Below are 11,841 nucleotides of genomic sequence, written 5' to 3'. Positions count from 1 at the left end.
GCAAGTAACCCCGTGGCGAGGAACCCCCGTGCCCATCACTCCCGAGACCCGCGACCGGCTGACCGCCGGCGTCGCCCAGGTCGTCCGCACCGGGCGGCAGCTCAGCGTCCGCGCCGCCGGCGCCATCTCCGGCGACCTGCCCTCCTACGGGTGGGCCCTGCTGCTGCCCCTCGAGCAGGACGGGGAGCAGCGCTGCGGCGCGTTGGCGACCCGCGTCGGCGTGGACGTCTCCGTCGCCAGCCGCCAGCTGGCCGCCCTCGAGCGCTCCGGCTACGTCGAGCGCCGTCCCGACCCGCACGACGGGCGGGCGAGCCTCGTGCACCTCACCGACGCCGGCACGGCCGCGCTCGCCGCGACCCGGGCACTGCGCTCGGAGTGGGCCACCACGGCCCTGGCCGGCTGGGACGAGGACGACGCGCGGCAGCTCGGCGAGCTGCTCGAGCGCCTGGCCGCGGACCTCGACCGCTCGCTCGCCGACCTCACCCTCGCCGGCGCCGCATCGTGACCGGCCCCTCGTCGCGTCGCTCGACCCCATCACCGCACCGCCCAGGAGATCCGTGACCAGCACCCTCGACGACCGCACGTCGGCCGCCACCGCCCCCGCCGCCGACGTCGCGCCCGCCGAGCAGCAGGGTGCGATGACCCACCGCCAGATCCTGTCGGCGCTGTCCGGGATGTTGCTGGCGATGTTCGTGGCGTTCCTGTCCTCGACCGTCGTCTCCAACGCCCTGCCGACGATCATCACCGACCTCCGCGGCACCCAGGGTCAGTACACCTGGGTGGTCACCGCGACCCTGCTGGCCTCCACGGCGTCCACGCCGATCTGGGGCAAGCTCGCCGACCTGTTCAGCAAGAAGCTGCTGATCCAGATCTCGATCGTGATCTTCATCGTCGGCTCGGTGCTGGCCGGCCTGGCCCAGTCGGTGGAGACCCTCATCTCCTGGCGGGTGCTGCAGGGCCTCGGCCTGGGCGGCGTCCAGGCACTCGTGCAGATCGCGATGGCGGCGATGATCAGCCCGCGCGAGCGGGGCCGGTACTCCGGCCTCATCGGGGCGGTCATGGCGGTCGCGACGGTCGGCGGGCCGCTCATCGGCGGGGTGCTGGTCGACACCAGCTGGCTGGGCTGGCGGTCGGTGTTCTACCTGGGCGTCCCGTTCGGCGTCGTGGCGCTGGTCCTGCTGCAGCGCACCCTGCACCTGCCGGTGACCCGGCGCGCCGTCTCGATCGACTACCTCGGCGCGACCTTCCTGACCGCCGGGGTCTCCGCGCTGCTCATCTGGGTCACCCTGGCCGGCGGCACGTTCCCCTGGTGGTCGGCGGAGACGGCGCTGTTCCTCAGCGGTGGGGTGCTGGCGATCGTGGCCTTCGTCGTCACCGAGCTCCGGGCGAAGGAGCCGATCGTGCCGCTGCGGCTGTTCCGGGACCGGACGACGACGCTGGCGATCCTGGCCAGCATGGCGATCGGCGTGGCCATGTTCGGCTCGTCGGTCTTCCTCGGCCAGTACCTGCAGATCTCCCGCGGCTACTCGCCGACGGCGGCCGGCCTGCTGACCATCCCGATGGTCGCGGGGCTGCTGCTCTCCTCGACCGTCTCGGGCCTGCTCATCACCCGCTCCGGCCGGTGGAAGCGCTTCCTCGTCGCGGGCTCGCTGCTCGTCGTCGCCGGGTTCGGGTTGCTGGCCACCGTCGACCACGAGACGGACATGGTCGTGCTGGGGGTCTTCCTGTTCGTGCTGGGCGTGGGCATCGGCATGACGATGCAGAACCTCGTGCTCGCGGTGCAGAACACCGTCGCGGCCCGCGACCTGGGCGCCGCCAGTTCCGCCGTCGCGTTCTTCCGCAGCCTGGGCGGCACGATCGGCGTCTCCGTGCTCGGCGCGGTGCTCAGCGCGCGGGTCGGCGACCTGATCGGCCAGGGGCTGGCCGGGGTCCCGGGAGCGGCGCAGGCCGCCCAGGGCCCCGGCGAGGTCGGCCTGGCCGACCTCGCCGAGGCGCCGCCGGCGATCCGGACCCTCATCGAGGTGTCCTACGGCGACGCGACCGGGCGGATCTTCGCCATCTCCGCCGTCGTCGCGGTGGTCGCCGTGGTGGCGATCGTGTTCATCCGCGAGATCGCGCTGCGCACCGAGAGCGGCGAGGAGCGGCTGCGCCGCGGCGCCTGAGCCGCACCGACGACGGCGGCCCGTCCCCCACCCCGGGGGACGGGCCGCCGTCGTCCCTCGTCAGCTGTCCAGTGCGGCGTCCAGGCTGATGTCGACGGCGGCCAGGGCCTTGCTGACCGGGCAGCCGACCTTGGCGGCCTGGGCCGCCTTCTCGAAGCCGGCCGCATCGAGCCCGTCGACCTCGCCGCGGACGGTGAGCTTGATCGTGGTGATGGTGGGTGCACCGTCCTTCTGGCCCAGTGTCACGGCGGCGGAGACCTCGAGGGCCTGCGGGGTGCCGCCGGCCTTTCCGATCTCGCTGGACAGCGCCATCGCGAAGCACGCGGAGTGCGCGGCCGCGATCAGCTCCTCGGGGCTGGTCGTGCCGTCGGCCTCCTCGGCCGTGCGCTTGGGGAACGAGACCTCGTAGGTGCCGACCTTGGAGCTGGAGAGCTCCACCTGGCCGGAGCCCTCCATGAGGGAGCCGTTCCAGGCGGTTCGGGCGGAACGCGTGGGCATGCGATCTCCTCCGTCAGAGTGCGTACGGAGGCGCCCTACCCCGGGCGGTTGCGGGCAACCCCGTCAGTGCGCGGTCATCCGGTCGGTGACCAGCTGGAGCTTGGCCTTGAGCTCGGAGAACTCCGCGCGGTCCAGGTCGAGGGCGCAGATGATCTCGCCGGAGATCGCCTCCGCCCGGTCGCGCAGCGCCCGGCCGGCCTCGGTGAGCGAGATGGACACCGAGCGCTCGTCCTCGAGCCGGCGGTTGCGCGTGACCAGGCCCGCCGTGTTGAGGCGCTTCAGCAGCGGCGAGAGCGTGCCACTGTCGAGGAAGAGCCGGGTACCGAGCTGGCCGACGGTCTGGTGGTCCTCCTCCCACAGCAGCATCATCACGAGGTACTGCGGGTAGGTGAGCCCGATCGCGTCGAGCATGGGCCGGTAGCGCGCCGTCATCGCCCGGGAGGCCGCGTAGAGCGCGAAGCAGAGCTGGTCCTCGAGAACTGCGCTCGGGGCCGGCAGACGGGTCACGCCCGGGAGTCTAGGGGTCCACTCTGGCCGCTACCCCGGGTTGCGCTCGATCGTGGGTACCGCCTCCGCGCTTGCGGTGAGGCGACGCAGCGAGGTTGAGTGGAACAGACTCAACTCGTCCGCCGTTGGACCACTCGAGAACCCCGGCCGGACCCCGGCCCACCCGGAGAGGACCGTCCCCACCCACCATGCAGAGCAAGCTCACCACCCGTTCGCAGGAGGCCATCGCCGCCGCTCAGCGGCTGGCGGTCGACCGTGGCCAGGCCGCCCTGGAGCCCCTGCACCTGCTCGCCGCGCTGCTGGAGCAGACCGACGGCATCGCCGGACCGCTGCTCAAGGCCGTGGGGGCCGACACGGCCGACGTCCGTGCCAAGACCGAGGCCGCCCTCCGCCGGATGCCCAGCGTCAGCGGCGCGACCGTGCCCGCCCCGTCGCCGTCCCGGGAGCTGCTCCGGGTCATGAACGCCGCCGGCGAGCAGGCCAGTGCGCTCGGCGACGAGTTCGTCTCCACCGAGCACCTGCTGGTCGGCCTGGCCGAGTCCGAGGGCGAGGCCGGCGCGGTGCTCAAGAGCTCCGGCGCCACCCGCGACGCGCTGCTGGCCGCCTTCCGCACCGTCCGTGGCAACCGCAAGGTGACCACCGCCGACCCGGAGAGCACGTTCCAGGCGCTGGAGAAGTACGCCGTCGACCTCACCCAGCGCGCCCGTGACGGGAAGATCGACCCCGTCGTCGGCCGCGACACCGAGATCCGCCGGGTCGTGCAGGTGCTGTCCCGGCGGACCAAGAACAACCCGGTGCTCATCGGGGAGCCCGGCGTCGGCAAGACCGCGATCGTCGAGGGCCTGGCCCAGCGGATCGTGGCCGGCGACGTGCCGGAGAGCCTGAAGGGCAAGCGGCTCATGGCGCTGGACCTGGCGTCGATGGTGGCCGGCGCGAAGTACCGCGGTGAGTTCGAGGAGCGGCTCAAGGCCGTCCTCCACGAGATCACCGAGGCCGAGGGCGAGGTCATCACCTTCATCGACGAGCTGCACACGATCGTCGGCGCCGGGGCCACCGGCGACTCGGCGATGGACGCCGGCAACATGATCAAGCCGATGCTCGCCCGCGGGGAGCTGCGGATGGTCGGCGCGACCACCCTCGACGAGTATCGCGAGCACATCGAGAAGGACCCCGCCCTCGAGCGGCGCTTCCAGCAGGTCTTCGTCGGGGAGCCCAGCGTCGAGGACACCATCGGCATCCTGCGCGGGCTCAAGGAGCGCTACGAGGTGCACCACGGCGTCCGGATCACCGACGCCGCGATCGTCGCCGCCGCCACCCTGTCCGACCGGTACGTCACCGCGCGGTTCCTGCCGGACAAGGCGATCGACCTGGTCGACGAGGCCGCCAGCCGGCTGCGCATGGAGATCGACAGCCGCCCCGTCGAGGTCGACGAGGTCGAGCGCGCCGTGCGCCGGCTGGAGATCGAGGAGATGGCGCTGGCCAAGGAGGACGACGCGTCGTCGAAGGACCGGCTGGCCTCGCTGCGGTCCGATCTGGCCGACAAGCGCCAGCAGCTCGACGAGCTGACCGCCCGCTGGCAGCAGGACAAGGGCGCCATCGTCCGCATCCAGCAGATCAAGGAGGAGCTGGAGCGGGCGCGGCTGGAGGCCGAGCGGGCCGAGCGGGACGGCGACCTCGCGCACGTCGCCGAGCTGCGCTACGGCCGCCTGCCCCAGCTGGAGAAGGCGCTGGCCGAGGCCGAGGCGTCGGTCGAGGACGGCACCTCCATGCTCAAGGAGGAGGTCGGCCCCGACGACATCGCCGAGGTCGTGCAGGCCTGGACCGGGATCCCGGCCGGCCGGCTGCTCGAGGGCGAGACGCAGAAGCTGCTGCGGATGGAGGACGAGCTCGGCCTGCGGGTGGTCGGCCAGCCCGACGCCGTCCGTGCCGTCTCCGACGCCGTCCGCCGGGCCCGCTCCGGGGTGTCGGATCCCGACCGCCCGACCGGCTCGTTCCTCTTCCTGGGCCCGACCGGCGTCGGCAAGACCGAGCTGGCCAAGGCGCTGGCGGAGTTCCTGTTCGACGACGAGCGGGCGATGGTCCGCATCGACATGAGCGAGTACTCCGAGAAGCACTCGGTCGCCCGGCTGGTCGGCGCGCCGCCCGGCTACGTCGGTTACGAGGCCGGCGGCCAGCTCACCGAGGCGGTCCGGCGACGGCCGTACACCGTCGTGCTGCTCGACGAGGTGGAGAAGGCGCACCCCGACGTCTTCGACGTGCTGCTGCAGGTGCTCGACGACGGCCGGCTGACCGACGGCCAGGGCCGGACGGTGGACTTCCGGAACACCATCCTCATCCTGACCTCGAACCTGGGCTCGCAGCTGATCGCCGACCAGTCGGTCGAGGAGGAGCGGCGCCGGCAGGCGGTGCTCGAGGTGGTCCGGCAGCACTTCAAGCCGGAGTTCCTCAACCGGCTGGACGACGTCGTGGTCTTCCGCGCCCTGGGCAGCGAGGAGCTGGCCGGCATCGTCGACATCCAGGTCGGCGTGCTCGCCCGGCGGCTGGCCGCCCGGCGGCTGACGCTGGACGTCACCGACGCCGCCCGCGAGTGGCTGGCGATCAACGGGTTCGACCCGGTCTACGGCGCCCGGCCGCTGCGCCGGCTGGTGCAGTCGGCGATCGGCGACCAGCTGGCCCGGGCGCTGCTGGCCGGTGACATCCGGGACGGCGACACGGTCGTCGTCGACGCGCCGGACGACCTCGCCGTCGAGGGGCTGACCGTCTCCCGCGGCTGACGCTGCTCGGGCCCGCCGTTCTCCCCCCGGAGAGCGGCGGGCCCGACGCGTCGCGATCCCGATCGGGTCTCGATCGGCCCGGGGTGCTGGTCCCGCGCCGCCCGGTGGGTGAGCATCGCCGCCGAGTGCAGGAACGGGAACGGGAGCGCAGATGACATCAGGGCAGGGCGGCCAGGACCCGCAGCAGGGCTGGCAGGCACCGCCACCCCAGGGGTGGCAGCAGCCGCCGCCGCAGGGTTGGCAGGCGCCGCCTCCGCAGCAGCAGGGGTGGCAGGCGCCGCCCGCGCCGCCGCAGTACGGCTACGCCGCCGCTCCGTCGGCTCCCGGGCACGCACCCCAGGAGGCCCCGCCGCGGCCGGACACCGTGCGCTTCGGGGTCGGCGCCTTCATCGCCAGCCTGGTGCTCGGCCTGGTCGGGTCGATCGTCACCTTCGCCAGCATCGACACCCTGATCGACCAGGAGCTGGCCCGCTCCGGCGTCGACGTGTCCGTGTCCGACGACGCCGTCCAGGCCGTGCTGATCGTCAGCGCCGTCCTCGGACTGCTCCTCGTGGCCCTCGAGGCGCTGTTCATCTGGTTCGCCTGGAACGGCCGCAACTGGGCGCGGATCGTGCTGTTCGTCCTCGGCGGGCTGGGCATCATCGGCGGGCTGTCGGCGCTGGCCCAGCCGAGCACCGGGTTCCTCACCGCGCTCTCGGTCTGTCAGATGCTGGTGCTCATCGCCGGCGTCGTCCTGCTGGCCCGGCCGCAGTCGAGCGAGTGGTACCGGACCATGGGCTGGCGACGGGCCGCCGGCCTGCGCTGACCCCGCGGCGGGCGGTCCGGCCGCACCGGCTCCGCGGGGAGGCCGGAGAATGTCCCGGCCCGACGAAGGAGAGACCCCGCTCGTGACCCGCACCCGCGCCGCCCGCTGCGCCCTGGCCGTCGCCTCCGCCGTCGTGCTGAGCGCGTGCAGCTCCGACGACGGCGGCTCGTCCGCGGCGGAGACCGCGACCGCCCCGGCGGCGCCGACGACGAGTGCCGCGCCGGCGCCGACGGGACCCTTCGGCGCCGGGTGCGCCGCCGTGCCGCCCGAGGGCATCGCCGCGATGGCCGACGACCCCGTCGTCGTCGCCGCCGGCACCACCCCGCTGCTGTCCACCCTGGTCATCGCCGTGCAGACGGCGAACCTGGTGGACGCGTTCAACACCACGCCGGACATCACCGTGCTCGCCCCCGCGAACACCGCCTTCGAGGCCGTTCCCGCGGATGCGCTGAACGCGCTGCTGGTCGACACGGCGCGGCTCACCGCGCTGCTCACCCACCACGTCATCCCCGGGCGGCTGACCCCGGGCGAGCTGGCGGGCACGCACACCACGCTCAGCGGCGACGAGGTCACCGTCGAGGGCGAGGGGGAGAGCTTCACGGTGAGCGCCGACCAGACCGTCGTCGGCGCGGCCCCCGCGTCGGTGGTCTGCGGCAACGTGCAGACGGCGAACGCGACGGTCTACATCGTCGACCAGGTGCTCGCCCCGGCCACCTGAACGGCCCCGTCCAGGGGTCCGCCCCGAGCCCGCGAAGGTGGCGAGGACGGGGTCCTTCTAGGGTCGGCGTCATGACGGCTCCCGCGAGCACGCCCGACCGTGACCGGCTGCTCGAGCTCATCGTCGACCTGGCCGTGGTGCACGGGCGGGTGACCCTCTCCTCCGGGCGCGAGGCCGACTGGTACATCGACATGCGCCGGCTGACCCTGCACCACCAGGGCGCCCCGCTGGTGGGCCGGGTGATGCGGCAGCTGACCGGCGACCTGCGCTACGACGTCGTCGGCGGCCTGACCCTCGGCGCCGACCCGGTGGCCACGGCGATGCTGCACGCGGCCGCGGCGGGGGAGGGCTTCCTCGACGCCTGCGTCGTGCGCAAGGCCGGCAAGGCGCACGGGCTGCAGCGGCGGATCGAGGGACCGGACGTCGCCGGGCGCGCCGTGCTCGTCGTCGAGGACGTCTCCACCACCGGGTCCAGCCCGCTGACCGCGGTCGAGGCGCTGCGCGAGGCCGGGGCCGAGCCGATCGCGGTGGCGGTCATCGTCGACCGGGGCGGGCGGGCCGCGGTCGAGGAGGCCGGGCTCGAGTACCGCGCCGCCTTCACCCTCGCCGACCTCGGCCTGGCGTAGGGACCTCGTCCTCCTCACCGCTCGCAGGCTCGCGGCGAGCCTCTGGACGGCGCCACGCCGTCGTACGGTGTGACGGTGACCACCGTGACGACGGCGTGGGTGGCCGAGCTGGCCGATGCCCTGGGTGCCGACAGCGTCCTGACCGACCCCGACGTCACCGCGTCCTACGCCCGCGACCAGGCGATGCTCGCCGACGCGGGGACCCCGGCGGCCGTCGTCTTCCCGCGCAACACCGCCGAGGTGGCCGCGGTCATGCGGATCGCCTCGCGGCACGGCGTCCCGGTGGTGCCGCGCGGCGCCGGCTCCGGGCTGGCCGGGGCGAGCAACGCCGTGGACGGCGCGATCACGCTGGTGACGACCCGGATGGACGCCGTCCTGGAGGTGTCCCCGGCCGACCGGCTGGCCGTCGTCCAGCCCGGCGTGGTGAACAAGCAGCTGCGCGACGCCGTCGCCGGGTCGGGGCTGTTCTACCCGCCGGACCCCTCCAGCTACGACTGGTGCACGATCGGCGGCAACCTCTCGACCAACTCCGGCGGGCTGTGCTGCGTGAAGTACGGCGTCACCACCGACTACGTGCTCGGCCTGGAGGTCGTGCTCGCCGACGGCCGGGTGCTGCGCACCGGGCGGCGCACCGTGAAGGGCGTCGCCGGCTACGACCTGGCCCGGCTGTTCGTCGGCTCGGAGGGCACGCTCGGCGTCATCACCGAGGCCACCCTCGCGCTGCGCCCGGCGCCGCAGCGTCCGGTCACCCTCGTCGCCACGTTCACCACCACCGCGCAGACCGGGCAGGTCGTCGAGAGCGTGGTCACCAGCGGCCTGGTGCCCAGCTTGCTGGAGGTCATGGACAACACCTGCATCTGTGCCGTCGACGACCTGATGCACGCCGACCTCGACCGCGGCGCGCACGCGCTGCTGGTGGCGCAGTCCGACACCGGCGGGGAGGCGGCGGTGCGGGAGATCGAGGCGCTGGCGCAGCTGTGCCGGGAGGCCGGCGCGGACCTCGTGCACACCACCGACGACGCGGCCGAGGGCGACCTGCTGCTCGCCGCCCGCCGCATGGCCCTGCCGGCGCTGGAACGGCTGGGCAGCACGCTCATCGACGACGTCGCCGTCCCCCGCTCGCGGATCGCCGCCTTCCTCGACGGCTGCGACACCATCGCCGCCGAGCGCGCGCTGACCATCGGGGTGGTCGGCCACGCCGGTGACGGCAACATGCACCCGACCATCTGCTTCGACCCGACCGACGCCGACCAGCGCGAGCGGGCCTTCGCCGCCTTCGACGACATCCTCGAACTCGGCCTCGCCCTCGGCGGCACGATCACCGGCGAGCACGGCGTCGGGTCGATCAAGGTCGACTGGCTCGAGCGAGAGGTGGGACCGGTGTCCCTGGAGGTGCACCGGTCGATCAAGGGCGCGCTCGACCCGGACGGCCTGCTCAACCCCGGCAAGGTGCTGCGGCGGGGCTGACCGCGTGGCCCGCTGGACGTCGTTCGTCGCCGATGCCGCCCGGCGCGGCACGCTGCACGAGGCCGCGCGCCCCGACCACCGCTGCCGGGTCGAGCACGACGCCGCGACCCTGCTCGTGCACCTGTCCGGTGAGGACGGGGAGGGCTGGACGACGCTCGCCGTGGACCGGGCCACCCGCCGCTGGTCGGTCGCGCAGGCGCCCACCCAGCTGGCCGCCGCCACCCGGGCGGTGGACCTGCTCCGGCGCGACCACGCAGGTGGGACGCCCGGGTGACACGCTGACCGCATGAGCGCTGACCGGTTGCTGGTGATCGGCGGGGACGCCGCGGGCATGTCCGCGGCCGCGCAGGCCCGGCGGCTGCGGCCGGCCGGCGAGCTGGCCATCACCGTCCTCGAGCAGGGGCCGGAGGTCTCCTACTCCGCCTGCGGCATCCCCTACTGGGTGGGCGGGGTGGTGTCCGACCGCGACCGGCTGATCGCCCGCACCCCGCGGGACTTCGCCGCGCAGGACATCGACGTCCGCACCGGGACCCGCGCCGAGGCGATCGACCTCGACGCCGGCACCGTCCGCACCGACACCGGCGGGATGCTCGGCTACGACCGGCTGGTCGTGGCCACCGGTGGCCGGCCGCTGCGTCCGCCCGTGCCGGGCCTGGACGCCGAGGGCGTGCACGGGGTGCACCGGCTGGCCGACGGCGCCGACATCCGGGCCGCGGTGGCCGCGGGCGCCCGCCGCGCGGTGGTCCTGGGCGGCGGCTACATCGGCCTGGAGATGGCCGACGTGCTGCACGGCCGCGGGCTGTCGGTCACCGTCGTCCTCGCCGACCCGCTGCCGATGTCCCTCCTGGACGCCGACATGGGTGAGCGGGTGTGCAAGGCGATGGGGGACATGGGCATCGACGTCCAGCCGAACCAGCCGGTGCGGGAGGTCGAGACCGACGCCGACGGCGTGGTCCGGGCCGTGCGCACCGACGCGGGCAGCTACCCCTGCGACCTCGTCGTCCTCGGCCTGGGCATGGGGCCGGAGGCCGGGCTCGCGCAGGAGGCCGGGCTGCGGCTGGGCGAGACCGGCGCCGTCGACGTCGACCGCAGCCAGCGCAGCCGGTCGCACCCGGAGGTGTTCGCCGCCGGGGACTGCGCGCAGACGTACCACCGGCTGACCGGCGAGCCGGCCCACGTCGCGCTCGGCACGCACGCCAACAAGCAGGGTCGGGTCGCGGGCTCGGTCATCGGCGGCCGGCCGGCGCGGTTCGCCGGCGTCCTCGGGACCGCGCTGACCAAGGTCGGCGAGCTCGAGGTCGCCCGCACCGGGCTGTGCACCAGCGAGGCGGAGGCGGCCGGGTACGACTGCCGTGTCGAGACGATCGAGGGGACGACGCGGGCCGGCTACTACCCCGGCGCCGACCCGATGACGGTGAAGCTGATCAGCGACCGCGGCTCCGGCCGGCTGCTCGGGGCGCAGATCGTCGGCGGGCCGACCAGCGGCAAGCGGATCGACGTCCTCGCCACCGCGATCTGGGCCGGCCTGACCGCGGAGGAGTTCGCGGGCTCCGACCTCTCCTACGCCCCGCCGTTCTCCCCGACCTACGACCCGGTCGTCGTCGCCGCCCGGGTGGCCAGCCGCGTCGAGCAGGGGTGAGCGGTGGCCGACCGCAGGGACGGGGCGCAGCCGACGACGGAGACCGACGTCCGGGGTGGGGACTGGTACGGCGAGGACCTCTCCGGCCGGGAGCACACCCGGGTGGCGTTCGGCGGGGTGGACCTGTCGGAGACCACCGACGTCGGCGCCGTCTTCGCCGAGTGCGTCTTCCGCGACTGCCGGTTCACACTCTCCCGGCACACCGACGCGGCCTTCGTGACCTGCACCTTCACCGGCTGCTCGTTCGCCCGGGCCGAGTTCACCGACTGCAAGCTCACCGGCAGCACGTTCGACCGCTGCACCTTCGACCTGATGACCGTCACCCGGGGCGACTGGTCCTTCGTCGGGCTGGCCGGCGCGGACCTCCGGCGCGCCGCGTTCACCGGGACGCGGCTGCGCGAGGCGGACCTCGCCGGCGCGCGGGCGTCCGGCGCGACCCTGCGCCACCTGGACCTGTCCGGCGCGGAGCTGCACCGGACCGACCTCAGCGGCGCTGACCTGCGCGGTTCGGACCTGTCCGCGGTCGACCCCCGCACGGTCGAGCTCGCCGGCGCGCGGATCGACGTCTCCCAGGCCGTCACCCTGGTGACCGCCCTCGGCCTGGACGTCCGCCCCGACACCCCGGACTGAACCGACCGGCGGGAT

At 74.1% G+C, this 11,841-nt stretch carries 12 protein-coding genes; 10 read left to right on the top strand and 2 right to left on the bottom strand.

Translation table 11 applies throughout. From position 1 onward, the window contains the following. The first annotated feature begins 28 nt into the window (after nucleotides 1-28). Nucleotides 29-505, top strand: a complete 477-nt coding sequence (locus MY526_RS05870; RefSeq protein ID WP_436694342.1) for a MarR family winged helix-turn-helix transcriptional regulator — start codon at nucleotides 29-31, stop codon at nucleotides 503-505. A 52-nt stretch (nucleotides 506-557) separates the two neighbouring features. Beyond that, nucleotides 558-2,162 (top strand): MDR family MFS transporter, encoded by a 1,605-nt coding sequence (locus MY526_RS05865; RefSeq protein WP_436694341.1) that lies wholly within the window; start codon nucleotides 558-560, stop codon nucleotides 2,160-2,162. A 60-nt stretch (nucleotides 2,163-2,222) separates the two neighbouring features. On the opposite strand, the gene MY526_RS05860 is transcribed toward MY526_RS05865, so the two are convergent. Both MY526_RS05860 and MY526_RS05855 read right to left on the bottom strand, forming a co-directional pair. Further along, entirely contained in the window at nucleotides 2,223-2,660 is a 438-nt protein-coding gene (locus tag MY526_RS05860) for an OsmC family peroxiredoxin (RefSeq protein WP_436703453.1), read from the bottom strand. A gap of 63 nt (nucleotides 2,661-2,723) precedes the next feature. Beyond that, nucleotides 2,724-3,167 carry a MarR family winged helix-turn-helix transcriptional regulator gene (locus tag MY526_RS05855; protein ID WP_436703452.1) on the bottom strand — a complete coding sequence of 148 codons (444 nt, stop codon included), beginning with the start codon at nucleotides 3,165-3,167 and terminating at the stop codon, nucleotides 2,724-2,726. 188 nt (nucleotides 3,168-3,355) lie between these two features. Here MY526_RS05855 and clpB point away from each other — a divergent pair, with 188 nt between their 5' ends. The 8 genes from clpB (at nucleotide 3,356) to MY526_RS05815 (ending at nucleotide 11,826) form a co-directional block, all read left to right on the top strand. Beyond that, complete coding sequence (gene clpB / locus MY526_RS05850; RefSeq protein ID WP_436703451.1) at nucleotides 3,356-5,941, top strand: ATP-dependent chaperone ClpB; 2,586 nt, start codon at nucleotides 3,356-3,358, stop codon at nucleotides 5,939-5,941. 151 nt (nucleotides 5,942-6,092) lie between these two features. Next, nucleotides 6,093-6,746 carry a hypothetical protein gene (locus MY526_RS05845; protein WP_436695292.1) on the top strand — a complete coding sequence of 218 codons (654 nt, stop codon included), beginning with the start codon at nucleotides 6,093-6,095 and terminating at the stop codon, nucleotides 6,744-6,746. A gap of 82 nt (nucleotides 6,747-6,828) precedes the next feature. Further along, complete coding sequence (locus MY526_RS05840; RefSeq protein ID WP_436703450.1) at nucleotides 6,829-7,464, top strand: fasciclin domain-containing protein; 636 nt, start codon at nucleotides 6,829-6,831, stop codon at nucleotides 7,462-7,464. 71 nt (nucleotides 7,465-7,535) lie between these two features. Continuing rightward, nucleotides 7,536-8,090, top strand: coding sequence for an orotate phosphoribosyltransferase (gene pyrE, locus MY526_RS05835; RefSeq protein WP_436695290.1), 555 nt, complete (start codon nucleotides 7,536-7,538; stop codon nucleotides 8,088-8,090). Nucleotides 8,091-8,165: 75 nt separating this feature from the next. Then, entirely contained in the window at nucleotides 8,166-9,557 is a 1,392-nt protein-coding gene (locus MY526_RS05830; RefSeq protein WP_436703449.1) for an FAD-binding oxidoreductase, read from the top strand. A gap of 4 nt (nucleotides 9,558-9,561) precedes the next feature. After that, on the top strand, nucleotides 9,562-9,831 hold the full coding sequence (locus MY526_RS05825) for a hypothetical protein (RefSeq protein ID WP_436703448.1): 270 nt from the start codon (nucleotides 9,562-9,564) through the stop codon (nucleotides 9,829-9,831). A 12-nt stretch (nucleotides 9,832-9,843) separates the two neighbouring features. Then, a complete protein-coding gene (locus MY526_RS05820; RefSeq protein ID WP_436703447.1) occupies nucleotides 9,844-11,196 on the top strand; it encodes an FAD-dependent oxidoreductase in 1,353 nt (450 codons plus the stop codon). A 3-nt stretch (nucleotides 11,197-11,199) separates the two neighbouring features. Continuing rightward, nucleotides 11,200-11,826: a pentapeptide repeat-containing protein gene (locus MY526_RS05815; protein ID WP_436703446.1), complete on the top strand. Its 627-nt coding sequence runs from the start codon at nucleotides 11,200-11,202 to the stop codon at nucleotides 11,824-11,826. Nucleotides 11,827-11,841: the final 15 nt, after the last annotated feature.

Source organism: Geodermatophilus sp. CPCC 205761 (assembly GCF_051383655.1).
GTDB lineage: Bacteria > Actinomycetota > Actinomycetes > Mycobacteriales > Geodermatophilaceae > Geodermatophilus.
The sequence above is the reverse complement of the archived record's forward strand: the minus strand, read 5'-3'. Positions and strand labels throughout refer to the sequence as shown.

Excerpts from the sequence above, each read along its gene's own strand:
- pyrE (WP_436695290.1), top strand. The coding sequence starts at position 7,536 with ATGACGGCTCCCGCGAGCACGCCCGACCGTGACCGGCTGCTCGAGCTC.
- MY526_RS05820 (WP_436703447.1), top strand. The coding sequence starts at position 9,844 with ATGAGCGCTGACCGGTTGCTGGTGATCGGCGGGGACGCCGCGGGCATG.
- MY526_RS05860 (WP_436703453.1), bottom strand. The coding sequence starts at position 2,660 with ATGCCCACGCGTTCCGCCCGAACCGCCTGGAACGGCTCCCTCATGGAG.
- MY526_RS05845 (WP_436695292.1), top strand. The coding sequence starts at position 6,093 with ATGACATCAGGGCAGGGCGGCCAGGACCCGCAGCAGGGCTGGCAGGCA.
- clpB (WP_436703451.1), top strand. The coding sequence starts at position 3,356 with ATGCAGAGCAAGCTCACCACCCGTTCGCAGGAGGCCATCGCCGCCGCT.